General features: G+C 61.5%; 27 protein-coding genes. 15 read left to right on the top strand and 12 right to left on the bottom strand.

Features of this window, described 5'->3' with window-relative positions; all coding sequences use genetic code 11:
* Positions 1 to 49: 49 nt before the first annotated feature.
* Positions 50 to 826, bottom strand: a complete 777-nt coding sequence (locus tag SFY93_RS10490) for a DUF4394 domain-containing protein (RefSeq protein ID WP_320447031.1) — start codon at positions 824 to 826, stop codon at positions 50 to 52.
* A 153-nt stretch (positions 827 to 979) separates the two neighbouring features.
* On the opposite strand from SFY93_RS10490, the gene SFY93_RS10485 reads away from it, so the two are divergent.
* The 3 genes from SFY93_RS10485 (at position 980) to SFY93_RS10475 (ending at position 3460) form a co-directional block, all read left to right on the top strand.
* On the top strand, positions 980 to 1558 hold the full coding sequence (locus tag SFY93_RS10485; protein WP_320447030.1) for a sigma-70 family RNA polymerase sigma factor: 579 nt from the start codon (positions 980 to 982) through the stop codon (positions 1556 to 1558).
* Complete coding sequence (locus tag SFY93_RS10480; protein ID WP_320447029.1) at positions 1555 to 2319, top strand: anti-sigma factor; 765 nt, start codon at positions 1555 to 1557, stop codon at positions 2317 to 2319. The genes SFY93_RS10485 and SFY93_RS10480 overlap by 4 nt, the downstream gene beginning before the upstream one ends.
* A gap of 97 nt (positions 2320 to 2416) precedes the next feature.
* Positions 2417 to 3460, top strand: coding sequence for a hypothetical protein (locus SFY93_RS10475; RefSeq protein WP_320447028.1), 1044 nt, complete (start codon positions 2417 to 2419; stop codon positions 3458 to 3460).
* Positions 3461 to 3492: 32 nt separating this feature from the next.
* On the opposite strand, the gene SFY93_RS10470 is transcribed toward SFY93_RS10475, so the two are convergent.
* Entirely contained in the window at positions 3493 to 5475 is a 1983-nt protein-coding gene (locus tag SFY93_RS10470) for an alkyl/aryl-sulfatase (RefSeq protein WP_320447027.1), read from the bottom strand.
* A gap of 164 nt (positions 5476 to 5639) precedes the next feature.
* A complete protein-coding gene (locus SFY93_RS10465; RefSeq protein ID WP_320447026.1) occupies positions 5640 to 6968 on the bottom strand; it encodes an MFS transporter in 1329 nt (442 codons plus the stop codon).
* 417 nt (positions 6969 to 7385) lie between these two features.
* Here SFY93_RS10465 and SFY93_RS10460 point away from each other — a divergent pair, with 417 nt between their 5' ends.
* The 5 genes from SFY93_RS10460 (at position 7386) to SFY93_RS10440 (ending at position 12503) form a co-directional block, all read left to right on the top strand.
* Entirely contained in the window at positions 7386 to 7748 is a 363-nt protein-coding gene (locus SFY93_RS10460) for an SPW repeat domain-containing protein (protein ID WP_320447025.1), read from the top strand.
* Positions 7749 to 7951: 203 nt separating this feature from the next.
* Positions 7952 to 8341, top strand: coding sequence for a lanmodulin LanM (locus SFY93_RS10455; protein ID WP_320447024.1), 390 nt, complete (start codon positions 7952 to 7954; stop codon positions 8339 to 8341).
* Between the two features lie 40 nt (positions 8342 to 8381).
* Positions 8382 to 11414 carry an excinuclease ABC subunit UvrB gene (uvrB, locus tag SFY93_RS10450; protein WP_320447023.1) on the top strand — a complete coding sequence of 1011 codons (3033 nt, stop codon included), beginning with the start codon at positions 8382 to 8384 and terminating at the stop codon, positions 11412 to 11414.
* Positions 11415 to 11453: 39 nt separating this feature from the next.
* Entirely contained in the window at positions 11454 to 12221 is a 768-nt protein-coding gene (locus tag SFY93_RS10445; protein ID WP_320447022.1) for a DpnI domain-containing protein, read from the top strand.
* A gap of 9 nt (positions 12222 to 12230) precedes the next feature.
* A complete protein-coding gene (locus SFY93_RS10440) occupies positions 12231 to 12503 on the top strand; it encodes a hypothetical protein (RefSeq protein WP_320447021.1) in 273 nt (90 codons plus the stop codon).
* Between the two features lie 498 nt (positions 12504 to 13001).
* Here SFY93_RS10440 and SFY93_RS10435 read toward each other — a convergent pair whose 3' ends face one another.
* Complete coding sequence (locus SFY93_RS10435) at positions 13002 to 13796, bottom strand: transporter substrate-binding domain-containing protein (RefSeq protein ID WP_320447020.1); 795 nt, start codon at positions 13794 to 13796, stop codon at positions 13002 to 13004.
* A gap of 243 nt (positions 13797 to 14039) precedes the next feature.
* Between SFY93_RS10435 and SFY93_RS10430 the strand changes: the two genes are divergently transcribed.
* Complete coding sequence (locus tag SFY93_RS10430) at positions 14040 to 14744, top strand: GrlR family regulatory protein (protein ID WP_320447019.1); 705 nt, start codon at positions 14040 to 14042, stop codon at positions 14742 to 14744.
* 106 nt (positions 14745 to 14850) lie between these two features.
* Here SFY93_RS10430 and SFY93_RS10425 read toward each other — a convergent pair whose 3' ends face one another.
* Positions 14851 to 15873, bottom strand: coding sequence for a S1C family serine protease (locus tag SFY93_RS10425; RefSeq protein WP_320447018.1), 1023 nt, complete (start codon positions 15871 to 15873; stop codon positions 14851 to 14853).
* A 197-nt stretch (positions 15874 to 16070) separates the two neighbouring features.
* Between SFY93_RS10425 and SFY93_RS10420 the strand changes: the two genes are divergently transcribed.
* Entirely contained in the window at positions 16071 to 17390 is a 1320-nt protein-coding gene (locus SFY93_RS10420) for a dicarboxylate/amino acid:cation symporter (RefSeq protein WP_320447017.1), read from the top strand.
* A gap of 10 nt (positions 17391 to 17400) precedes the next feature.
* Here the strand turns inward: SFY93_RS10420 and SFY93_RS10415 are convergent, their stop codons facing one another.
* Positions 17401 to 17715 (bottom strand): (2Fe-2S) ferredoxin domain-containing protein, encoded by a 315-nt coding sequence (locus tag SFY93_RS10415; RefSeq protein WP_320447016.1) that lies wholly within the window; start codon positions 17713 to 17715, stop codon positions 17401 to 17403.
* A gap of 34 nt (positions 17716 to 17749) precedes the next feature.
* Positions 17750 to 17929, bottom strand: coding sequence for a hypothetical protein (locus SFY93_RS10410; protein ID WP_089261775.1), 180 nt, complete (start codon positions 17927 to 17929; stop codon positions 17750 to 17752).
* Positions 17930 to 18072: 143 nt separating this feature from the next.
* On the opposite strand from SFY93_RS10410, the gene SFY93_RS10405 reads away from it, so the two are divergent.
* The 4 genes from SFY93_RS10405 to SFY93_RS10390 all read left to right on the top strand — a co-directional run bounded on the left by SFY93_RS10405 (position 18073) and on the right by SFY93_RS10390 (position 20603).
* Entirely contained in the window at positions 18073 to 18348 is a 276-nt protein-coding gene (locus tag SFY93_RS10405) for a hypothetical protein (protein ID WP_089261777.1), read from the top strand.
* Between the two features lie 193 nt (positions 18349 to 18541).
* Positions 18542 to 18973, top strand: a complete 432-nt coding sequence (locus tag SFY93_RS10400; RefSeq protein WP_089261779.1) for a nuclear transport factor 2 family protein — start codon at positions 18542 to 18544, stop codon at positions 18971 to 18973.
* A 310-nt stretch (positions 18974 to 19283) separates the two neighbouring features.
* The gene (locus SFY93_RS10395; RefSeq protein ID WP_320447015.1) at positions 19284 to 19991 is read left to right on the top strand and encodes a hypothetical protein; all 708 of its coding nucleotides are present in this window, start codon (positions 19284 to 19286) and stop codon (positions 19989 to 19991) included.
* A gap of 171 nt (positions 19992 to 20162) precedes the next feature.
* Positions 20163 to 20603, top strand: a complete 441-nt coding sequence (locus SFY93_RS10390; RefSeq protein ID WP_089261783.1) for a hypothetical protein — start codon at positions 20163 to 20165, stop codon at positions 20601 to 20603.
* A gap of 355 nt (positions 20604 to 20958) precedes the next feature.
* Here SFY93_RS10390 and SFY93_RS10385 read toward each other — a convergent pair whose 3' ends face one another.
* The 3 genes from SFY93_RS10385 to SFY93_RS10375 all read right to left on the bottom strand — a co-directional run bounded on the left by SFY93_RS10385 (position 20959) and on the right by SFY93_RS10375 (position 22178).
* Positions 20959 to 21102, bottom strand: a complete 144-nt coding sequence (locus SFY93_RS10385) for a hypothetical protein (protein ID WP_320447014.1) — start codon at positions 21100 to 21102, stop codon at positions 20959 to 20961.
* Positions 21103 to 21227: 125 nt separating this feature from the next.
* The gene (locus SFY93_RS10380; RefSeq protein ID WP_320447013.1) at positions 21228 to 21710 is read right to left on the bottom strand and encodes a MaoC family dehydratase; all 483 of its coding nucleotides are present in this window, start codon (positions 21708 to 21710) and stop codon (positions 21228 to 21230) included.
* Between the two features lie 9 nt (positions 21711 to 21719).
* Positions 21720 to 22178 carry a MaoC family dehydratase gene (locus tag SFY93_RS10375; RefSeq protein WP_089261787.1) on the bottom strand — a complete coding sequence of 153 codons (459 nt, stop codon included), beginning with the start codon at positions 22176 to 22178 and terminating at the stop codon, positions 21720 to 21722.
* Positions 22179 to 22356: 178 nt separating this feature from the next.
* Here SFY93_RS10375 and SFY93_RS10370 point away from each other — a divergent pair, with 178 nt between their 5' ends.
* Positions 22357 to 22680, top strand: a complete 324-nt coding sequence (locus SFY93_RS10370; RefSeq protein ID WP_068731168.1) for a DUF4282 domain-containing protein — start codon at positions 22357 to 22359, stop codon at positions 22678 to 22680.
* A gap of 72 nt (positions 22681 to 22752) precedes the next feature.
* Here SFY93_RS10370 and ychF read toward each other — a convergent pair whose 3' ends face one another.
* Both ychF and pth read right to left on the bottom strand, forming a co-directional pair.
* Entirely contained in the window at positions 22753 to 23850 is a 1098-nt protein-coding gene (ychF, locus tag SFY93_RS10365) for a redox-regulated ATPase YchF (RefSeq protein ID WP_231077932.1), read from the bottom strand.
* A 9-nt stretch (positions 23851 to 23859) separates the two neighbouring features.
* Positions 23860 to 24483: an aminoacyl-tRNA hydrolase gene (gene pth, locus SFY93_RS10360; RefSeq protein ID WP_320447012.1), complete on the bottom strand. Its 624-nt coding sequence runs from the start codon at positions 24481 to 24483 to the stop codon at positions 23860 to 23862.
* Positions 24484 to 24489: the final 6 nt, after the last annotated feature.

The raw sequence follows: 24489 nt of genomic DNA, 5'->3' as shown, positions 1-24489 counted from the left end.
TGGAGGGCGGCATTCGTTGGTGAAGTTGCGTGAAATCACAGCGTGCGACTTACATGCCCATGATCGCGATATCCGTCACCTTGCCGGTGATGCCGGAGATTCTGGCAGCTTCGGTGGCCTTGCCGGTGGCGAGATCGACCGAGTAGAGCGTGCCGTCGGCCATCAGCCAGGCTTCGTTCTTGCTGCCGTCCGACCAGATATCGAAAGCAACAGCCGCCGGCTTGATGTCGAGCTTGCCGACTGCGCCGAGGATGCCGTCATTCGGCGGCACCTGCTTGACCAGCGCACCGATGGTGCCATCGATATTGAACAGCGCGGTCTCCTTGGTGCCCTTCACCGAATTGGTGTAGGCGCCGGCGATGACATTCGGTTTTTCGCCCTTGTGCATGTCGGTCTCGGCATATTTGTGATCGCCGTCCTTTGTCACCTTGCCGTCGTCGACATTGGCACGCAGGCTCATGCCGTCCGAGCCCATCACGCGCAGACGATCGGCCACGGGGTTGAAGTCGACGGTGGCGGTGACGCCCTTGGCCAGCATGGTGTCGAGCTTCGACTTCGCCGTCGCCTTGCCGTCCGCGGCAATGGTGACCACGGTGCCGTCATCGACCAACCCGTAGAGCATGCCGTCGGCCGGACGGACGTCGATGCCGACCAGCGCGCCGGAAATACCAGTGACCTTGACGGACCCGGTCGCCTTCTTCTGTGCGGTATCGACCGTCGCAATGGTGTCGCCACCGACCAGGGCTGCGACCTGGGCGGCATTGGCGGCGGCCGCGGGGATCAGCAGCAATGCTGCAGAGGCGGCGAAAAGCGAACGAAATGACATAAGTGGCTCCCTGTGTTTCCGCGATCCCCTCGGGACCGACACAAGGACTACCGGCGGGCCCTCCCAACTGGATGCACGCCCCTGAAAATAAATTCATTTGGGTGCATCCAATTGCGTGCGGCAAAGGTAGACTGACCATGCAAGGGCATGGACATGACTGGGAATGGCACCATCACCGAGACCCGGCGCGACGAAGCGGACCTCGACCACGCGCGCGAGGCACAGCTGTCGGCTGCGCTGGCGCGATGCGCCGCCGGCGACCGGGCGGCTCTGCAGATGATCTACAACAGCGAAGCCCCGAAGATGATCGGCGTCGCCCGCCGCATCCTGTTCCGGCAGGATCTGGCGGAGGAAGCCGTGCACGATGCCTTCGTGCGGATCTGGGGCGCGGCCGCGTCGTTCGATCCGCATCGCGGCTCGGCGCGCGGCTGGCTCTATGCCGTCGTGCGCAATCGCGCGCTCAGCATTCACCGCAACGAGCATCGCTATGATGCGTCCGACGACAGCGCGCTCGATATCGACTGCGAGGCGACCATGACGCGGATGCCCGAGACATCGGCGCTGCGCAAATGCCTGGAGCGTATCGACCGGCCGCGCCGCGATGTCGTGGTGCTGGCCTATGTCCATGGCATGAGCCATGGCGAACTGGCCGGACGGCTGAAGGTGCCGCTCGGCACCGTGAAGAGCTGGATCCGCCGCAGTCTGTTCGCACTGCAGGAGTGCATGGGATGAGCATGCACGACGACAACACGCATTCCACCGACGATCTCGCCGCCGACTATGTCATGGGCCTGCTGGAAGGCACCGAGCTCGCCGCTGCCGAAGCGCGCATGACCGACGATGCCGATTTCGCCAGGGCCGTCAGCACCTGGCGCGAGCGATTGGCCGATCTCGACGCCACAGCCGAAGCGCTCGCCCCCAGCGCCGCACTGTGGGACCGCATCGCCGACTCCACAAAGGTCAAACCCGCCATCCCGCTGCCCGGCGCCCGCGCCGCGCTGCGCGGCGCAACGCTGTGGGACAATATCGGCTTCTGGCGCGGCACCGGGATCGGCGGGGTGTTCGCGGCGTTGATGCTTATCATGGTGCTGATCGGCGCGCTCGCGACGTCGCGCCAGCTCCGCCGCGAACTGATCGCACTGGCGCAGCGAAAGCCGGTCTATGTCGCCGTGCTGGTCAACGACGCCACCAGGGAAACCGGCGCCATCGTCAACACCTTCTCCGACGGCCGCGTCGAACTGATCCCGCTGCGCCCGATCGACGTGCCCGCCGGCCGCACGCTGCAGGTCTGGACCCTGTGGGATCGCGACATCGGCCCGAAGTCCATCGCCGTCACCAGTCAGTCCCGCACCCTGCAACTCGATCTCGAAGCCCTGCCGGAAACCGTCCCGGATCAGCTGTTCGAGATCACGCTTGAGCCCGAAGGCGGCTCGCCGATCGGGCAACCGACCGGGCCGATCCTGTTCAAGGGGAATGCGGCTAGGGCGCTGTAGGCGCGCGGCGAACGGTTTTGGCCATTGAACGCTTCGGCCTTTGTGAGCGACAAAGGGCCAGTGTTCGGCGTCGAATGGCGCATTGCGGAGAGAGTGCATGCGATATTCGACGGGTGATCTGCGCGCGGCTGTCACAGCCGGCGTGCTTCCGTCGACGCAGCTCGACGCCCTGCTGGCTTTCCTCACCACGCGCGTGCCGGAGCAGCAGGCTTCCGGGCCCAAATTCGATGTCGTGCATTTGCTCTGGTACGCCGGCGCGCTGGTGGTGATATCAGCCATGGGGCTGTTCTCGACGCTGGCGTTTTCACAGATGGGCGGGCCGGCGCTGACGGCCACTGCGCTTGTCTATGCCGGCCTGTTCACCGCCGCCGGGCACTATCTCTGGACGGTCAAGAAACTGCGCACACCGGGTGGTCTGCTGATCGCGGTCGCCGTGGCGATGACGCCGCTCGCCGTGTTCGGCATACAGGATGCCTACGGTGCATGGACCCAATTCGGCCGGCCGACGGCGATGCGCGATTTCTATGTCTGGATCAAAGGCAGCTTCGTCTTCATGGAGCTTGCGACCATCGCCGCGGCGATCGTGGCACTGCAATTCTATCGCTTTCCCTTCATCGTCTTCATCATGGCGGTTGCGCTATGGTTCCTGTCGATGGATGTCGTGCCCTGGATCGCCAGCGCGAGCTACGGCAACTGGGAGCTATCGCGCAAGGTGTCCATCTGGTTCGGCCTCGGCATCCTGGTTGTTGCTGTGATCGTCAACCTGCGCCAGCGCAGCGGCGATTTCGCATTCTGGCTTTATCTGTTCGGCGTGCTGACATTCTGGGGCGGCATCACCGCCACCTCGAACGGCACCAATCTCGACAAGGCGCTATACTGCCTGCTGAACGTCGTTTTCCTGCTGATCTCGGTCGCGCTGTCGCGACGAGTCTTTGCGGTGTTCGGCACCATCGGCATTGCGATCTATCTCGGCGACCTCGCCGAGAAGATTTTTAAGGATTCGATGCTGTTCCCGTTCGCGCTGTCGCTGATCGGCATCGGCATCATTGCGCTGGGGCTGTATGTCCATCGCCACCAGCGCGACATCGGCACCTGGGTCGATGCGCGCCTGCCCGAATCGCTCAAGCGCCTGCGAGCGTAACCGGTCGCCGGACAGGCGTGATATAGCCGGACCTATTCCGCGCGCGCTTTCTTCGGTTCCACGATCTCGAATCCCGGTGAGAATTCGTCCAGCAGACCGAACAGTTCGCGCAGCTTGAGCGAATTGCCGCTGAGCGATGTCTCCCCGACGGCCACACTGTCCGCAAAGGTGCGCTGCTTCAGCGTGATGGCGTCGAGCGCTGCGCGGGTCAGCGTCACGCTGGCGTCAGCGTTGTCTGAAAGTTTGCCCGACATATGCGTCAGCGCTGAATTCTCCAGGTTCATCACGTAGGTTTCATTGAGATCGGTGAAGGTCCAGTTGATGACGATCTTCTTGCCTTCCGCCTTCGTCGCGTTGAGCCGCACCCCGAGAAAATCGAAGGCCAGATCGATGGATACGCCCTTGAGCAGCTCGGCGTTCGCCAGCGACGATCTCTGCGGCCCGACGCCGCTGCGCAGTTCCAGTGCACCGAGCAGATAAGCATTCCGCCACGTCGCCGCCTCGCTCTGATAGCCCAACTGTTCGAGCGCATCGGCACCGAGATCGCGCGCCTCCTTGTTCGACGGATCGGCGAACACGACCCGACTCATCACGCTGGCGACCCAGCGATATTGCCCTGCCTTGAAATCCTCACGCGCGCGTCTGATCGTGGCGTCCGCACCGCCCATGTATTCGACCTGCTTCTTCGCCTCCTCCGCGCGCGGCAACGGATTGAGGTCCGCGGGATTGGCGTCATACCAGCCAAGATAGAATTGATAGACCGCCTTGGCATTGTGGCTCAGGGTGCCGTAATAGCCGCGCGACGCCCAATCGTTCGCCAGCGACGGCGGCAGTTTCAATTGCTCCGCAATCTCGGTTGATGTGAGGCCGTGGTTGAGCAACCGCACGGCCTGGTCGTGGATGAATTTGTAGAGATCGCGCTGTTTCTTGAGAAAATTGACGATGCGCTCGTTGCCCCACATCGGCCAGTGATGCTGTGCGATCACGATATCCGTCCTGTCGCCGTAGCGCGCGATCGCCTCGCCGATGTAGCGCGACCACAACCGGCCATCGCGAATTTCCGCGCCGCGGATGGTGTAGAGATTATGCATGTTGTGGGTGGCATCTTCCGCCATGTTCAGCAATTTGAACTGCGGAAAATACAAGATCATCTCGCTTGGGGCTTCCGAGCCCGGCACCAGATGAAATTCGATCTCGACGCCATCGACGATGCGCGTCTCGTAGGACTGCTTGATGAGGTCGTTCGGGGGGATCAGCGAGATCGTCCCCCTCGCCAATGCCTTGCCCAACCCCGTATCGACCTGGGCGCGCTCGCCGACCGGCAGCGCGCTGCCGAACTGGTATTGCGCGCGGCGCGACATCGCATTGCCGGCAATGATGTTCTCCGCCACCGCATGCTCCATGAAGCCGTCGGGCGCGATCACCTTGACCTTGCCCTGCCTGGCGTCGTTCTCGCTGATGACGCCCTTGGCGCCGCCGAAGTGATCGGCATGGCTGTGGGTGTAGATCACGGCGGCGACGGGCTTCGCAGGCCGGTTCTTCAGATAAAGGTCGAGCGCGGCTTTTGCGGTCTCGTTCGACAGCAGCGGATCGATCAGGATCAGGCCACTGTCGCCCTCGATGATGGTCATGTTGGAAATATCGAGCCCGCGCACTTGATAAACGCGCTCGGTGACCTTGAAGAGGCCGTTGATCGCGTTGAGCTGCGCCTGCCGCCACAGACTGGGATTGACGGTCGCCGGCACGGAGTCGTTTTGCAGGAACGCGTAGGGCCTGGTGTCCCATGCCGGCCTGCCGTCCGGCCCGGCGATCACGCCGTCCGACAGCGTAGCGATGAAGCCGCGCCTGGCATCGTCGAAATCGTTGCGATCGCTGAACGGCAGAGTCTTGAGGAAGGTGTCGTTGACCGCCCGGCTGGCAGGCTCGGCCTCTTTCGACTGGGCGAGTGCTGATGACAGCGGCGCGACGGCAAACAGGCTAACGGCCAGCAGGCTGGCGGAGCGCGACAGCGGCATTTGAAACTCCCGGGCTTTCGCGTGGTCCTCGGCATGCGCCACGCGCTGGTTTCAGCCTATCAAGGGAGCAATATCCTTTTCATCATGAACTTCACCGAACCCGGCGAAAAAAGCGCAGGGCCCGGTGAGCTCCGCACAAGGGCGACCTTGTCAGGTTGCCGGTCTTAGGTCACCGGTCTTGGCTCTATCGGATGCCAGATGCTGATCTTGCGAGTTTCCGGCATCAGGAAGACACAGATGACGAAGCATACGGCAGGAACCACGATCGGGTAGATCAGCGCGTAGCCGATGCTGCCCGTGGCCGCGAAAGCCGCCGAGGTGATGAACGGCACCAATCCGCCGCCCCAACCGTTGCCGATGTGATACGGCACCGATACCGACGTATACCGAATCCTGCCGGGGAAGTATTCTGCCAAGAACGCCCCGACCGGCCCGTACACCATCCCGACGTAGCAAACGAGGATGAAGATAATGAAGACCGCGATCGGATAGTTGATGTTGCCGGGCTGCGTGACCGTTCCCAGCCACAAATACAACGGATAGTACGTAATCGCGGCGAGCAACATGCCTCCCAAGATCACTGGCTTGCGGCCAATGATGTCGGACAGCCAGCCAAAAAGAATCAGGCTCGGCGTTGCAATGAGCAGTGCGGCTCCCACGATGTAGGCCGAGGTCAGCGGGTCTACCTTGGAAACCTGCTGCAGGAAGTACAACGCCCAGAACTGACCGCTGTACCAGACCACTCCTTGCCCGATCAGCACGATGGTGGCGATCCCAACGTATTTGATGTTGGAGGTGAGGAAGGCCTCCTTCCATGGATTCGTAGTCATCTGCCCCTTGGCCTTGATCTCCTGGAAGATCGGCGTCTCCTGGAGCTGGAGCCGGATGTAAATGGCGATAGCCACTAACAGGAAGGAAACCAGGAACGGAACGCGCCACGCCCATGCGTCGAAGACCTGGTTGCCGAAATACGTGCGTGTCGCGATGATCACAGCCAACGACGCCACGATCCCGAGAGTCGGGGAAGTCTGCAGCCAACCGGTGTAATAGCCCCGGCTTTCGTCCGGCACATGCTCGGCGACATAGGTGATGGCGCCACCATACTCGCCGCCCAGACACAGACCCTGGATCATCCGCAGGCCGAAGAGAAGGAACGCGGCAGTCAGGCCGATCGACTCGTAGGTCGGGATCAATCCGATCGCGCCCGTGCCCAGCCCCATTCCGCTGAGCGTAACAAGGAATGTGTACTTGCGGCCAACCCGATCACCCATCCATCCGAAGAGGAATGCGCCCAGTGGACGGATCAGGAATCCGGCGGTGAATAGTGCAATCGTACTGAGCAGAGCTGCGACGGGGTGGGATTGTTCGAAGAACTTGACCGACAGAACCGCGGCCAGACTCCCGAAGATATAGAAGTCATACCATTCGATGACGTTTCCGACCGCCGCGGCGACGATCACGCGGCGGAAATCCGTCTGGATTTGCATTGCCATGTGTGCCTCCTGTTACTTCAAGACATTGCCTCCCATTTTCGGTGCTTTGCTTTCTCGCGGCGCGCGATCAATGCGCGACATCTGCAGGTGCCTCACCTGTGTGTGCGTCTGCGCCGCCTGCCCCCCTTGAGGGAGCTTTTACCATCTGAGGGGAGCTCCAACGGCCTCCGGCGCCGTGAGCCAACGCTGCCTCCTTTCCATCTGGCTGGAAGCGAAAGCGCGCAGACAGTTTAATCCCTAATTGGACCACCACCGCATAAGACTTTTGGCTCAATCGGGCTGCGCCCGGCTGGTGTCCCAAGTCCTCCCTGGCAGTGAGCAAACGCAGCAATCAGATGAGCCAGCGAAGGCTGCCACTCGAAGCGCCGGAAGCACTCACTATATGACTCAAAACAAGAATGAAGGGAGGTGAGCATCATGCGTATTCAACATTGGCAAGATGTCGCCAGCCTATTGCTGGGCGTGTGGTTGACCGTATCGCCGTTCATCCTGGGCTTCGCCGGGGCGGCGACCTGGATCACAATCGCGCTTGGATTGTGCGTCATTCTGTTTGCCATAGAGGGACTCTTCATTCCCTCCTATCTGGAGGAATTGGGAGAGATTCTCCTCGGACTGGCTCTGCTCGTGGCACCCTGGGCAATCGGCTACGAGTCGGGATCGGCCACAGCAAGCAGTATGGTGTCGGGCATTCTGGTGATCTTGTTCGCAGCCTGGGAACTGATGACCGATCGCGATTTCATCACCTCGTGGCACGATCGCTGGCATCACTTAACCAGTTGAGCAAGGCAGTTGCCTGACCCCTCTGCCGACCGTCATCAATGGCGGTCGGAGGAGAGAAATTTCCTCGGCGGCGTGTCGCTCAATGATGCGATACGCCACTCGTAAACGCGCGATGTGGTGCCGCGCTGTAAGTCCACGCGGGATTCTTGAACCGGCTGTCCGATTGATGCATCCTTGCCGTCAACGATGGTAGGGAGGCGATCATGACCACACGACGCACGGTTCTACTGTCCCTCGTGATACCCTTGGCTGCGCTGCTGCCGGCGCAGGCCGCCTCTTTCCTGGCGCAGCTCGATCCCGACAAGGACGGTACGGTCGACCTCGCCGAGGCGAAGGCGGCCGCCGGCAAACTGTTCGACAAGCTCGACCGCGATCATGACGGCACGCTGGATGCGAAAGAGCTGCGTGGCCGCATGAGCAAGAGCGAATTTGCAGCCGCCAATCCGGACAATGACGGCACGCTCGACAGAGCGGAATATCTCGCCGTGGTGGAAACCCGGTTCCGCGCGGCAAACCCCGATAATGACGGCACCATCGACGCCAGGGAATTCGCCACGCCGGCGGGCAAGAAGCTGTTGAAGCTGCTGAAATAGGGCCCTTTTATCGCCACCGGACTCGCCCCATATTCCGCCCATGGCGAAGAAACCCGACTCTCCGAAAAAGCCGGCAAAATCAATCAAGACACCCGCCGCCAAGCCTGGCGCCGGCCGTCCCGACGTCAAGCCGATCGGGCCTGCCCTGGCGGAACTGCTGAATCCCGCGATCAATCGCGGCGATGCCGGCATGGGATCGGGCACCGGGTTGCAGCCGCCGCCGAGTAATTCCTTCGAGCGCCGCTCCGGCGGCGAGGCCGCGGTGCATCGCGCGCGCAAATCGACCCCGAAGAAATTCGAGGGCGACGATTTAGCAAGGTCTTCGGGCATGCGCCCGACGCCATTGCAGCCGTTTCCCCAGCCCGTCGTTGCGCCCTATGCGCCGCGGCTGAGCGAGCAGAAGGGTCTCGAGGAAGCGCCGCAGGCCAATTACAACACCTCGGCCTCGATCCCGACGCTGGATCCGGAACTGGCCAAGCAGCTCGGCTTCACCACCGAGGAAGAAGACGCCGAGGCGCTGACGGCGCGCCCGCCGCGCAACAAGATGGAAGCCTTGGGCGTGCAGGCCACGGCCGATGCGCTGGAAGCGCTGGTGCGCGACGGCCGCCCGGAGTTCAAGGACCAGAAAGTCTGGACCCCGCACCGTCCGCCGCGCCCGGAGAAATCCGAAGGCGGCGTGCGCTTCGAGCTGAAATCGGAATATGAGCCGAAGGGCGACCAGCCCACCGCGATCAAGGAACTGGTGGAGGGCATCGACCGCAACGACCGGACCCAGGTTCTGCTCGGCGTCACCGGTTCGGGCAAGACCTACACAATGGCCAAGGTGATCGAGGCAACGCAGCGCCCGGCGATCATCCTCGCGCCGAACAAGACGCTGGCCGCGCAGCTCTATGGCGAGTTCAAGAACTTCTTCCCCGACAACGCCGTCGAATATTTCGTCAGCTATTACGACTACTACCAGCCGGAAGCCTACGTCCCGCGCACCGACACCTATATCGAGAAAGACTCGTCCATCAACGAGCAGATCGACCGCATGCGCCACTCGGCGACGCGCGCGCTCTTGGAGCGTGACGACGTCATCATCGTGGCGTCGGTGTCGTGCATCTACGGTATCGGTTCGGTGGAAACCTACACCGCGATGACCTTCGCGCTGAAGAAGGACGAGCGCATCGACCAGCGCCAGCTCATCGCCGACCTCGTGGCTCTGCAATACAAGCGCACCCAGCACGACTTCACCCGCGGCACCTTCCGCGTGCGCGGCGACGTCATCGACATCTTTCCGGCCCACTATGAAGACCGCGCCTGGCGCGTGAACCTGTTCGGCGACATCGTCGAGAGCATCGAGGAGTTCGATCCGCTCACCGGCCACAAGCAGGACGAGCTCGAATTCATCAAGATCTACGCCAATTCGCATTACGTGACGCCGCGGCCGACGCTGATCCAGGCGATGAAGTCGATCAAGGAAGAGCTGAAGTGGCGGCTCGACCAGCTGCACAATCAGGGCCGCCTGCTGGAAGCCCAGCGGCTGGAGCAGCGCACCACCTTCGACCTCGAAATGATGGAAGCCACCGGCTCCTGCGCCGGCATCGAGAACTATTCGCGCTATCTCACCGGCCGCCGGCCGGGCGAGCCGCCGCCGACTTTGTTCGAATATGTGCCGGACAATGCGCTGGTGTTCGCCGACGAGAGCCACGTCACGGTGCCGCAGATCGGCGGCATGTTCAAAGGCGACTTCCGCCGCAAGGCGACGCTGGCGGAATACGGTTTCCGCCTGCCCTCCTGCATGGACAACCGCCCGCTCCGCTTCGAGGAGTGGGACATGATGCGCCCGCAATCCGTTGCGGTGTCGGCGACACCGTCCGGCTGGGAGCTGCAGGAATCCGGCGGCGTGTTCGTCGAGCAGGTCATTCGCCCCACCGGCCTGATCGACCCGCCGATCAATATCCGCCCGGCCCGTACCCAGGTCGACGATCTGCTCGGCGAGGTTCGCGCCACTGCGCAGGCCGGCTATCGCTCGCTGATCACCGTGCTGACCAAGCGCATGGCGGAAGACCTCACGGAGTTCCTGCATGAGCAGGGCATTCGCGTGCGTTACATGCACAGCGACATCGACACCATCGAGCGTATCGAGATCATCCGCGACCTCCGTCTCGGCGCATTCGACGCACTGGTCGGCATCAACCTCTTGCGCGAAGGTCTCGACATTCCCGAATGCGCGCTGGTCGCCGTGCTCGACGCCGACAAGGAAGGCTTCCTGCGCTCGGAGACCTCGCTGATCCAGACCATCGGCCGCGCCGCGCGCAACGTCGACGGCCGCGTCATTCTCTATGCCGACCAGATGACCGGCTCGATGACGCGCGCCATCGCCGAGACCGATCGCCGCCGCGAGAAGCAGGTCGAATACAACACGCTGCACGGCATCACGCCGGAAAGCGTGAAGAAGTCGATCGGCGACATCATGAATTCGGTCTATGAAGGCGACCGCGTTCTGGTGGATATCGGCGGCGGCATGGCCGAGGATGCCATCACCATCGGGCATAATTTTGAAGCCGTGCTGGCCGATCTCGAAGTGCGGATGCGCGAGGCCGCGGCCGACCTGAACTTCGAGGAAGCCGCCCGCCTGCGCGACGAGGTCAAGCGCCTGCGCGCTACCGAACTCGCCGTGGTCGACGACCCCACCGTCAAGCAGCGCGGCGTGGCCGCGCGCGGCGGCGCCTATAAAGGCGAGAAGAAATATGGCGATGCTGCCAATCTCCCCGCGCGGCTCGACAAGGCCGCGCAAGGCAAGGCCCGCGGCAAGTACGGCAAGAGTTCATCTGCGGGCGGCGCATCGTCGAAAGTGCACAAGCCCGGGCTCGACGAGATGGGCATCGCGAACTGGCATGAAGTGAAGCCCGCTCGCGGCAAGGAAGTTCAGCGTCCGCGCAAGCCGACGCTGGATGAAATGGGTCCGGGCACCGAGAGCAAGATCTTCCAGCCGAAGAACAGCCGCGAATCCGGACCGGAGTTTGGCCCCGCGCCGAGATCAACCGGCGGCGCGCCGGGGCATCGGGGCGGGTGGAAGAAGGGGTAGATTGCTAGCAATAGCGATTACTTCCGTTACGTTGCGACAATGAAGCTTGGTTTCGAAGAGGCTCAATCCGCCTACACCAGTAGTTCTCAAAACGCCCGTGCGTGGACCGAAGCCTGGGTTAGCGCATGGGCTTATTGCCCACATTGCGGAAACGGTAAAGTTTCGCAATTCCCGAACAATAGTCCGCTCGCTGACTTTTTCTGCTCGTCCTGTAACGAAGAGTTCGAATTAAAAAGCCAGAAGGGAAAATTCGGCGCACGCGTCGTGGATGGTGCCTTCAAGACGAAGTGTGAGCGCTTGGCTGCCAGCAACAATCCAAGCCTGCTTCTGATGAACTATGATGTGAAGTCTCTCTCCGTCGTCAATCTATTCATTGTTCCAAAGCATTTCTTCGTTCGTGAGATCATTGAGGAACGCAAACCTCTTGCCGCCACTGCGCGACGTGCGGGCTGGATCGGATCGAACATCCTGCTCAGCCGCGTTCCCGACTCCGGGAAAATCCATATCGTTCAAAATGGAATCGTGCGCCCGAAGGACCTCGTCCTCGAAGAGTGGCAGAAGACGCTCTTTCTCAGGCAAGAATCGCCGGAGACCCGGGGCTGGCTGCTCGACGTGATGAAATGCATCGAAACGCTGGGCCGACAGGAATTCACATTAAATCAGGTCTACGCTTTTGAGGGCCACTTGAGCCAACTTTACCCAGGCAACCAGAACGTTCGCCCGAAAATCAGGCAGCAACTTCAGTATCTGCGTGACCGAGGCTTCGTTGAGTTTGTTTCGAGGGGAAGCTATCGTTTGCGATCATAGGAGGTGAGCATGGCTTGGTTCCTGAATCACTACACATGTGATCGTTGTGCCCGGCGCTGGTCCGACGAATGGTCTTGCACCTGTGACGACGATTGTCCTCATTGCGGCGCTCGGCATATGTGCCCAGATACGAGCGAAGAACTCACAACTGTCATCCAAGCGGAAGGGACGGATTTCGTTGTGCTCTGGTCGCCCGAAACCGCAGAGCACGACCCGGACTATCGCGAACTCGGGCGCTTCAAGACCTTTCAGCAGGCCTCGGAATTTATCGCAATTAGCTAGCTCAATTCTTCTTGACTAAATTCCCATAAGACTATATACTCCTCCCCGTCCTGCTCATGAGGGGCGCTTTCGGAGTGGAGCAGGATACGGCGCCTGCGGACGTGCCTCGCAAGCACGGACTCGGGAGGTCCGGGGTCACCGTCCTGGCCCACTACGGGGCTGCGCCGGAAACGGCTGGACGGGTGCGGGTGAAGGCAGGCGAAAGCCTGTCCGGAACGGGGGACTTTCATTAGCCCTGCCCAGTACCCGGAAGCACGGTCCCTGGAACAGAAATCGCCGTGATGGAGCGCCGCAAGGCGTTGCGCTGTGGACGGAACGGTGTCGCAACCGGACTGGACGCAGCGACTGATTATCAAGGTGCGCCTTGCGGCGCTCCATTCCCCTCAGTTTCGAGGGGAGAACAACAGCTCACCTCGGGGCTTTCGCCCGCGAGAACGATGTCATGTGGCTGTTTGACATGTACATCCGAGCGAACGACGGCGGGCTTCTCCCGCGTCGTTACTTCCCCGCCGGCGGCGCGACGTCGGCGACCTGGCCGCTGCGCTTCAGCGCGTCGGCGACGAAACCCGACGCCTTCATCTCCTCGACAAAGGCGGCAAGATAGACAACGCCAGCCGTGCGCGGCTTGTCGGCAATGCGCGGCATGGCCATCGCCTGCTGGATCTCCTGGAAATGCCCGGACATCACGCGCATCTCCGGATGGTCCTTGGCATAGGCATCGAGCTGCTGGCGCACGCCGGCGGCGGCATCGAGCTTCTCGTCGAGAAACTTCCGGATCATCGCGCTGCCGCCGCCGGCATCGGCGCGCAGCACGGTGGCGTGCTTGATGGTGCGGGTGAGATAGAGGTCATAGGCCGAGCCGAGGCCGACCGACATTCTGACGCCGTCCTTGTCGACGTCGTCGACAGTCTTCAGCGGCGAATGCACGGGGACCATGTAGGTGCCCTCGATGATCACATAGGGGGCGGTGAAGATGATCTCCTGCGCGCGCACCGGCTCGATGGCGATGAAGCCGACATCCCAGGCGCCGGCCCTGGCGCCCTCGAACACCTTGCCTGCCGCCTCATAGGGCACATAGTCCACGGCCACGCCGAGACGCTTGGCCAGTTCGGCAGCGAGATCCGCCGAGACGCCGCGCGGCGCGCCGTCGGGGCCCTTCTGGGCCAAAACGCTGTTGCCGTAATTGATCGCGGCGCGGAGCTTTCCGGTGGGGGCGAGATCGCGCAGCACCTCGGGCGATGCCTGAACGGATTGGGCCGCGGGCTGGGCGAAAGCCGGGACTGCAGCAGTCATGAACAGCACCATCCATCGTAAAACACGCATCATAGGCCTCCCCGATTTCGGCGCGACCATGCCCGCAAACCCGCCGCGCGACAATCGGCGACCAGGGGCTTCGACGAGGGCGTGATCAGCCCGGCGCGACCAACCTTCGTTCGTCACGCGGACGGGATGGCTGATATGCCCGGCCGGGAATGCCTGTTATCGCACTGCGCGAACGTCTACACTGGTGCCCGTTGGCGCAGTGGGTGGCTTTAAGTGTTCGACGGTTTCTACAAATGTGACTACCGGGCGGGCGACGTGGTCGGCCGCAGCGTCATGTATTGCAAGGACGGCCGCATGCTGGGCGGCAACACCGCCTTCGCCCATATCGGCACCTATGAGGAAGCCGACGATGCCATCCATGCGGTGATCCACGGCCAGCGCCATCATGTGGGCTCGCAGTTTCGCACGCTCTATGGCGACGACGACGGTTCGATCCGCGTCCGTGGCATCCATGACGGCAAGAACTACAGGTTCACGGGCGGCGACGCGCAGGGCAAGGGACCGGCCTTCGAATCCGTGATGACGCGGCTCGACGAAGAGGACTTCCCGGACACCGGCACGGTGGGCGATGGCGGCATCGCCAACGGGCTATATTCGCTGCACATGAAAACCCTCGACGGCGTCGAGGACGGGCTGACCGGCGTGATGCTGCTGTTCGACGGCCGCATCCTCGGCGGCGACGCGCGCTTCTATTATCTCGGCGCCTATGGTTCGGCCGGCGGCCGCTGGAAGGGCGAGATCGTCAATCAGGAACACACGCCCGCAGCCGGCGGGAGTTCGCTCTTCGCCGGCTATGAAGTGGGCATCGGCTTTTCCGGCAGCTGCAGCGAGAGCGGCGCGGCATTCGAAGCCACCGCCCTCGCCGGCAAGCGCAGCCTGCGCCTGAAGGCCGAGCTGTCGCTGCTGCACAAGGCGTGACGCGGAGCCTTTTCCGTTCCGATTGAATCGGAACGGGGCTCCTGCTTCTTGTTTTACGCGTTTTCTTAACGCGAACCGGTGACCACTTCGCTCGAAAACGCTTTTGTTACGCGCGCGCCAGCACCTTGCGTTCGACGGGATGAATGTCGATGGCACGCAGGCGGCCCATCCGCAGCACGTCGATCTCGATCGTCCGATCGATACGGTCGCGATCAAGAATGCGGATCAGATCATCGACGCCATTCACCGGCACGTGATCGAGACTGATCACGACATCGCCGGGCAACAGACCAGCCTTGAATGCCGGACCGTCGGGATCGATCTGGTCGAGCAGCGCACCCATGGTGTTCTCGATGCCGGCGAGCACCGCATGGCGGCGCGGGATCGGTGCGGTCTGGCCGGACACGCCGATGAAGGCGCGGCGGACATAGCCGTGCCGGATGATCTCCGACAGCACGAATTGCGCGGTGTTGCTGGCCACCGCAAAGCAGATGCCCTGCGCGCCCTGGATGATGGCGGTGTTGATGCCGATCACCTCGCCGCGCGACGACACCAGCGCGCCGCCGGAATTGCCGGGATTGAGCGCGGCATCGGTCTGGATCACGTCCTCGATGTTGCGCCCACTCACCGAGCGGATCGAGCGGCCGAGTGCCGAGACGACACCGGCGGTGACCGTGGATTCGAAGCCGAGCGGATTGCCGATAGCCACGACGAGCTGGCCGCGCTTCAGGTTCTTTGAATTGCCGAGACCCGCATAGCGCAACTCGCGCGCGCCATCGGCCCGCAGCAAAGCGAGATCGGTATCGGGATCGGCGCCGAGCACGCGGGCATCGGTGACGACGCCTTCGGTGTCGCGCAGGCGAATATGCCTGGAATCGCCGACGACATGGCTGTTGGTCAGGACGAGGCCGTCGGGTGAGATGACGATGCCAGAGCCGAGCCCGCCGCGTTCGCGGGTATTCGGCGTCCTCGCTCCGGTCTCGACCCGCACGACCGCGGGGCCAACGCGTTCGGTGACGTCGATGACTGCGTTCGAATAGGCATCGAGCAACGCGGCATCGTTCGGCATTGCGGCAACGGCGGGTGTCGCGGAATCGTCATCTAGGGGATGTGCGGTGATATCAAGCATGGCGATGCTTCCTTTGACATTTAAATGGCCCCGGCGCGCACCACTGCAAGTGCAGCATGCACGGGAGACATGGCCGGGCTGCGCCGCGCTTTAACCGCAGGTCTGTTCAAAGCGTGACTTTACGCCGCAGCTCAGCGCACCTATGTTTTGCGCGCGGCTGTCGATGGTGATGAGCGCTTTCAAGGGACGAAACCACGATGGCCAAGCAACCCTGGTATCGCGTTCTCTATATCCAAGTGCTGATCGCGATCGCGATCGGTGTGACGGTCGGTTACTTCTATCCGGATGCCGGCAAGGCGCTGAAGCCGCTCGGCGACGGCTTCATCGCCCTGATCAAGATGATGATCGCGCCGGCGATCTTCTGCACCGTGGTGCACGGCATCGCCTCGATCGGCGACATGAGCAAGGTCGGCCGTATCGGCGGCAAGACGCTGCTGTATTTCGAGACGGTCTCCACCCTGGCGCTGCTGATCGGCCTGCTGGTCGGCCACTTCCTGCAGCCCGGCGCCGGCTTCAATATCGATCCCTCCACATTGGACGCGAAATCCGTCGCCAGCTATGTCAGCCGCGCCAAGGAGGAAAGCTTCGTCACCCATCTGATGGGAATCATTCCGACGTCTTATTTCGACTCGCTGGCCAAAGGCGATCTGCTGCAGGTGCTGCTGGTGGCGATCCTGTCCGGCTTCGCGATCTCGCATATGGGAAAACCCGGCGAAAAGATTGCCGAAGGCGTTGATCTCGCGGGCAAGATGTTCTTCCGCATCATCGGCATGATCGTGCAGCTCGCGCCCATCGGCGCCTTTGGTGCGATGGCTTTCACCATCGGCTCGTTCGGCCTCGGCGCCCTCGTCAATCTCGGCTATCTCATCTTCACCTTCTATCTGGCGTCGCTGCTGTTCGTGCTGCTGGTGCTCGGCGGTATCGCGCGTGCCTTCGGCTTCTCGATCCTGCGCTTCATCGGCTATATCAAGGACGAACTGCTGATCGTGCTCGGCACCTCGTCGTCCGAGACCGTGCTGCCGCGCATGATCACCAAGATGGAAGCCCTGGGCGCATCGAAGCCGGTGGTCGGTCTCGTCATTCCGACCGGCTACAGCTTCAATCTCGACGGCACCAACATCTATATGACGCTCGCCACGCTGTTTCTGGCGCAGGCCACCAACACGCATCTCACCTTCGGCCAGATGGCCGCGGTGCTCGGCGTCGCGATGCTGACATCGAAAGGCGCATCGGGCGTCACCGGCGCGGGCTTCGTGACGCTGGCCGCGACGCTGTCGATCATCCCCGATATTCCGATCACCGCACTGGCCATCATCGTCGGCATCGACAAGTTCATGAGCGAATGCCGGGCGCTCACCAATCTGATCGGCAACGGCGTCGCCACCATCGTCATCAGCCGCTGGGAAGGCGAACTCGATCGCCATCAGCTCCACGAGGCGCTGCTGCATCCGATCGATTTCGGCGAAGAGATGGAGCGCCGGCCATTGGGTGAGCTGCCGGAAAAATCGGCCGCCTGATCGCCCCCGTCTAGGGCACGCGATCCGGCATAAGCGTCGCCGCCGCCTCGGCGCTGACGTCCGCACCTGACAGCAACAGATACTGCCCGTTCTGTAGCGTCGCGGCACTGGCCACGACGACGGCGCGCTTCGGGCAGATGCCAAGGCAGCCCGTCAGCACCACGCGTGGACTTTTCACGTCCTGCTTCGCGCTGCGGCGTTTCAAGTCCGACTTGAGCGATTTGCGCAGCGCCTTGCCATCATCAATGCGACCAAGGCATTTCTTGCAGACAAGAACGGGTGACGCGCGGCGCAAGCGTGCGGTGACGACGGGTTTACTGGCCATTCCTGTTATATAGAAACCGCCCGCTGCATTGCGATCACCCCGACCGGCGGTTGCTGGTGTTCTGCGTGAGATTGCCGTGCGCCGCCTGCTCGCGAATATTGTGCTTCTCGTCGTCGCGATGACCCTTGGTATTATCGAGCGTAACCTTCGGCGCGCTGCCAGGTCCCTTGTCGCTGCAGTTATCTTCGGGAACGGGCTGGATGTGCTTGGTCATCGGGAATCTCCCTTGCAGATCGGGAGAAAACGCAGCCGCCCAAGCAGCGTTCCTTTCCCGGGCTCCGCACATGAAATCGCCGCCCGCCGTTGAACCTTCTGGCGCCGTTGTTTGACGCATAAAACATTGAGTGGGGGCGCTGCATGAAAATCGCGTTGCTGATCTTGCTGGGTCTGGTTCTGGGGTTGCTCGGTGGAGCGGCCGTGGGGATCGGCGCTGGCGTTGCCTGGGTCGAACTGTTCAAGACCAGCAATTTCGAGGGCTACAGCGCCATGCTGGTGTTTTTCACCTTCATGCCCATTGGCGCACTCCTCGGCGCCGTCGGCGGGGCCCTCCTGTTCGGCGTCATGGCTGCCCGCAATGGCGATGTCGCCATGGAACCGCTCCCCGTGCAGGACCACGAGCAAACATACCGGTAAGGTTATGCCGACGCCGCAATGCAGCTTAACGTTTTGGTGAGCAGCTCCTCACCACGAACATTTGTGCATTGCAAAATAAACCGTTGAATTTTAGCGAAATTATATTACTTCAGCTATCAAGCAATTTGTGCAGACCGCCCGGGCAACGTTGCCCCGGCGCGCAAGTGTTTCAACCATTTTCAGGACGATCCCAATGACAGAGCATAGCCTCTGGCGTTTTTCGCGTGCGTTGCATCGCGCCATCAATGAACGCCAACTCGACCAACTCGCTGACATCATCGACGACAATATCGAATGGGCGGTCTACGGGCCGATCGACATGTTTCCGTTTCTCGGTGCGCGCCACGGCAAAGCCGCCGTGCTCGATGTCTGCAAGCAGATCGCCGACAATGTGCGTGTGCATCGCTTCGAGCGGGAGTCGATGATCCTTGGTGATGAGTCTGGCTCCGCAATGATGCGCTTCTCGCTGACCGCACTGGATTCGAACCGCCCTATCAGCCTGCGGCTGGCGCAATTCGCGCAGTTCAAGGCCGGGCGTCTGACCAGCATGCGCGTGGTCGTGGATACGTTCGACCTGGTCGAACAGGCATTGGGCCGGCCTATCCATCTGCCGAAGATCGCCTGAGCAGCACGGCGATTGCCAATCGCCAAGTTCATCCCCAGCGAAATGTTGCGACGCCACAATTCTGCCGGGCCTGATGGTATTATGTGCCAATCGATCCGCGATCTTGCTGGGCAGTGGCACGATGGCTTCAATCAAACCGATATATTGGGCGCTCATCGCAGCACTCGGCGGAACCGCGTTTGCCTTTCCGGCTCACGCGCAGAATCCGTGGAGCGGCCTCGTCGATGTTGCGCCGCCTCCCGGTGAAATAGAGTCAGTCGACACCGCCCCCACTCCTCCTGCAAACACTCCGGAACCCGACTGGAGCCTCTTGAATGCCGACGATTCGCCGACGGCGAAGGCATCACTCCGCGAGAAGCGCTCGTCGCTGATCGTCGGCAGCCCGTCGTCCAGCTGGACTTCCAACGACAGCAACGGCGCGTCCGCGCTCTCGGTCAAGCAATCGGTCACGCCGTTCTGGGATACCCGCGTCGGCGCCGACATCAATGTCGCGCGGCAGACCGCGCCGCGCAGCGCAGCTGATGCCTATCGCAATCAGTTCGGCGACGGCACGGCGCAGGCCCAATCGGGCGGCGCCGCCTGGGCGGCAGCAACTGCTCCCGGCGTGGGCTCAATCTGGGACAAGACGGCGATCGAAGCCCGTGTCGATCCGGGTGCGGATCAAACCAAACTCGGCACGTCGCTCAGCAAGTCGGTACCCATTGCCGGCGATCAGTATTCGCTGACGCTGCAGAGCGGCTACAACGTGATCCAGCAAGGCAGCATTCCAGCCATTGGTTACAACGGTCGCCCCACGCGAAGCTATGAGACCGACCAGCTCGCGCGCTTCAACATCACCGATACCGGCACCAGCTTCATCGCCGGGCAATCGCTCGCCACCACCGACGACAAATGGCTGCGCAAGTTCGGCGCGGAGCAGAAGCTGTTTGGCGGCGTCAACGTCTCCGGATCGATCAGCGAGACCGTTCAGGGCGTGACCAACAAGACGTTCTCGGCCGGCTTCAAGCATAGTTGGTGAATTAAGTTTTAATACACTTTGCCAGACGATTGCCGGCAAAGATCGGCGCCCTGCCGCATATTCGCCGCTATCTCGTCAAAATCCACTGCGCAGATGTACACGTAAATTTGTCATGCGGGGGACCGCGCTCGCTCATTGTGAAGTCCGCTTCACACAAACAAGGAAGAGCTGATGAGTGCCATTCGTTCAGAACAGACAGAAGCCAAAGATGACGACAGCAACCTCGCCGCTGTGTCTGAAGTCGAAGCGGGTATCCGCGACTTCGTGCGCAACGATATCGCTTACCTCCGTCGTCCGGTGCCTGGCATGGTGAACAACAGCAGTGAAACCACCACCGGCACCGAAGCGCCGCTGGAAGCGACGACCGAAGCGACCGTGAACAGCGTCAATTCGCTAATTCAGCGCGTCGCCGGCACCTCGCTCGGCGAGATCGAGAAGCTGGTTTCCGAACTCGAGAGCCTCCGCGACCTGCTCCACGCCGAAGGCCAGCGCGTTCAGCGCGAGATCTCCGGCTACGCCCAGCTTAGCCAGGCCGCGATGAAGTCGACCCGCCTGATCGCCGACAATGTTGCGCAGTGGAAGCGTACCGCTGACGGTCTGCGTCACGACTGATCGGCACTAGACCACCCGAATCAAAAGCCGCCGCCCGAAAGGGCGGCGGCTTTTTCATGAGCCCGTTCAATTGAACTTTATTCGTTTTGTTCCCGACCAACGGTTACGCAGCACCTGCGAACTGCTTTTGGGGGAATCGATCCGTGGAGACCATTCGGCCGAACAACACCGATCCCATTCCGGCGCGCAGCAACGCGCCCAGGATGGGGACCATTATCTTACGTTTTGTCGGATTGCTGTTGGTGGCCGTGGCATTGCTCGCCTGGGCCTGGAGTCGCTGAGGTCGCCATCATCGACCCCACTCACGAAAAAACCCGCGCAGTTCGGCGCGGGTCTGGTTAGCAACTCGTAAAAATTACTCGCTGACGCCCGCGCTGCTCTCGAGCGTATAGGCGCCATCGGCGTAACCCTTGACCACCATGCACGTGGCCAGCATCACCGCGAGCGTCACGCTCGCAAAGATGAAGCCCACAAATTTCAATCCGGTGCGGTCAGCCATTGTCGTCCCCAAAATCGTCCTGCGAAGTGTCGTCTCGGTCGTCATACCTGTAAGTCGCAGATCACGCTCACAAGGTTCAGAACCCCTTAACAGAGCTAGGGTTCCATCGATAAAGTTTGAAATGGTTAAGCCGCGTCGCCCCGTTGCGGCAGGAAGACCGAACCAAGGAAGCTGTAAACCTCCTCGCCGCGCTGATTAACGGCAACGTTCTTCGACTGCAAGATCCCCCAACCCGGACGCGTCGCGGTCGCGCGCACGGACACGACCTCGCTGCTATAGGTCAGCGTATCGCCGGCGAGAACAGGCCGGGTCCAGCGCAAATCACGAAAACCGGGAGATGGGCCGCCGACTGGAGGCTCTTCGCCACGCGCCTCTGCTTCCGCCTTTGCGCGCTGGCCGTCGGCGACCAGCAACTTCATGCACACCGACGCCACGTGCCAACCCGACGCAGCGAGACCACCGAATAGCGATTTGCGGCCGGCCTCTTCATCGAGATGGAACGGTTGCGGATCGAATTGCCTGGCAAACGCCTTGATCGACTCCGCCGTGAACGTGAACGAGCCGAGCTCGCGGCGCATACCGATTTGGATGTCTTCCAGATAGCGCATGCTGCGACCCTAGTTCCCGGAGGCCGGTTCACGCACCCCGATCATGATCGGGGTGATCATCTCGGAAATCGTCTGCCCCTTGGCATTGCGTGTGCTGAACTTGAATTTAACGATGCCCAAGGTCGGCCGGCTTTGCGATACGCGCGCCTCGACCACTTCGACATCCAGCGTCAGATCGTCGCCGGGGCGAAACGGCGCGAGCCATCGCATCTGATCCACACCCGGCGAGCCCATCGATGCGGTCTTGTGCAGAAACCCGTCATAGATCATCCGCATCATCAGCGAGCACATGTGCCAGCCGGAGCCGGAAAGTCCTTTGAGCATCGATGCGCTTGCGGCAACTTCATCGAGATGCATCGGCTGCGGATCGTATTCTTTCGCATAGGCGATAATCTCGTCGCGCGTAATATGGCGCGGCCCGAAGGTCCCGAAGTGGCCGGGCTTAAAATCTTCAAATGTCAGGGTCATAATGGGGAATGCCGTCGAGGAAGCCTGATTGTGGCCGTTATTTGCAGCAATCTCAACCCGGTCGCTTGCATGGCTTTCCCGCGATCCTGCCCGTCAATGTGGTCGGGCCGGGATATTTGAAGCCGTTTCTCAATGCAATTGAATTTGTCACTCATCTACACGGCGGGGGATTTCACCGATGTTCGAATTTCGGGATCTGTTTCAGTGGGACCGTTTCATCACACCCACAATCATCAAGACGTTCTACTGGCTGGTGATCGCACTGATCATTCTATTCGGCATTTCCGGGATCTTTTCCGGTCTCGCCGCAATGGCCATCAGCCCGTTCGGCGGTTTCGTCCTCGTGATGTCGAGCCTCGCCAGCGTGATCGTCGGCATCATCTTCGCACGTATTGCGGCTGAGTTCGTTCTGATCGTGTTCCGCATCAACGAGCATCTCGGCGCGCTACGGGATCAGGGGCAAAACCTCGGGCAGGATCACGGCCACGGCCAGCAGTACTGAGTGCAGAAAAATACGCCGTCATCCTGAGGTACGAGCCTCGAAGGATGACGGCGTGGATTTCAAGCGCCCTACTTACGTGTTGAACCGGAAATGCAACACGTCGCCGTCAGCGACGACATACTCCTTGCCTTCCAGCCGCAGCTTGCCGCCATCGCGCGCCCCGGCTTCGCCGCCGAGCCTGACATAGTCTTCATAGCCGATCGTTTCCGCGCGAATGAAGCCCTTCTCGAAATCCGTGTGAATCACGGCCGCGGCCTGCGGCGCCTTGGTGCCCTGCGTAATGGTCCAGGCACGGGCTTCCTTGGGGCCGACCGTGAAGTAGGTGATGAGGTGCAGCAGCGAATAGCCTGCACGGATCAGGCGATCGAGGCCCGCTTCTTCGAGCCCGAGCGTATCGAGGAATTCCGCACGTTCGGCACGTGACAGCGTCGCGATTTCGGATTCGATCTTGGCCGAGATGGCGACCGCAACGGCGCCCTCCTTCTCAGCATGTTCTGCAACCCGCTTCGAGTATTCGTTGCCTTCGCCCGCCGCGCCTTCTTCGACGTTGCAGACATAGAGAACAGGCTTGGAGGTCAGCAGGCCGAGCATGCCAAAAGCGCGCTCTTCCTCGGGCTTGCGCTCGAGAAAACGCGTCGGCTTGCCGTCGCGCAGCAGCACCAAAGCGCGCTGGACCAGATCGAGCTGTTCCTTGGCATCCTTGTCGTTGCCCTTGGCCTTCTTGGTCAGGTTGTCGATGCGTTTCTCGCAGGAATCCAGATCCGCGAGCATCAGCTCGGTCTCGATGATCTCGATATCGGCGAGCGGATCGATCTTGCCTTCGACATGGGTGATGTCGTCATCGATGAAGCAACGCACCACATGGGCGACGGCATCGACTTCGCGGATGGTGGCGAGGAACTGGTTGCCGAGGCCTTCGCCCTTCGACGCGCCTTTCACCAGGCCCGCGATGTCCACGAAGGTCAGGCGCGTCGGGATGATCTGCTGCGACTTGCCGATCTCGGACAGCTTGTCGAGCCGCTTGTCCGGCACCGCGACTTCACCGACATTCGGCTCGATGGTGCAGAACGGATAGTTCGCAGCCTGCGCCGCGGCAGTTTCGGTGAGCGCATTGAACAGCGTCGATTTGCCGACATTCGGCAGTCCGACGATCCCGCATTTGAATCCCATGACCCTGTCCTAATTCTTCGACGGCTTCTCAGCGGAGCCGTTGTCGTCCTTCGACGTGAAACCCTTGGCCTGCATCGTCAGATGCACCTTGTTCTGAAACGACGAGTCCTGACCACCGACCAGCAGGCCGACATGGTCCGACACCGCATCGTTGAACGCTTCGAGCTGAGGTCGTTCGGCCTTGGCGAAATCGCTCAGCACGTGATTATGAACCAGCTCCTTGGCACCGGGATGTCCGATGCCGAGGCGCACGCGCCGATAGTCGTTGCCGACATGCGCGGAGATCGAGCGCAAACCGTTATGTCCGGCAATGCCGCCGCCGACCTTCACGCGCACTTTCGCGAATGGCAGTTCGAGCTCGTCATGAAACGCGGCGATGTCGCCGAGTGAAATCTTCAAATAGGCGGACGCTTCCTGCACCGAGCGGCCGGACTCGTTCATGAAGGTCATGGGCTTCAGCAGGATGACGCGCTCACCAGACAGCGTGCCTTCCGAGGTCTCGCCCTGAAAGCGACGGCGCCACGGTCCAAAACCGTGACGCCGCGCGATATCATCGAGAACCATGAACCCGATATTGTGCCGGTTGCCCTGGTATTTGGCACCAGGGTTTCCGAGTCCAACAAAGAGAAGCATGACGCG

The sequence above is a fragment of the Tardiphaga sp. 42S5 genome (assembly GCF_034044155.1).
GTDB lineage: Bacteria > Pseudomonadota > Alphaproteobacteria > Rhizobiales > Xanthobacteraceae > Tardiphaga > Tardiphaga robiniae.
Note: the sequence above shows the minus strand (reverse complement) of the source record. Positions and strands in the feature narration are given on the sequence as shown.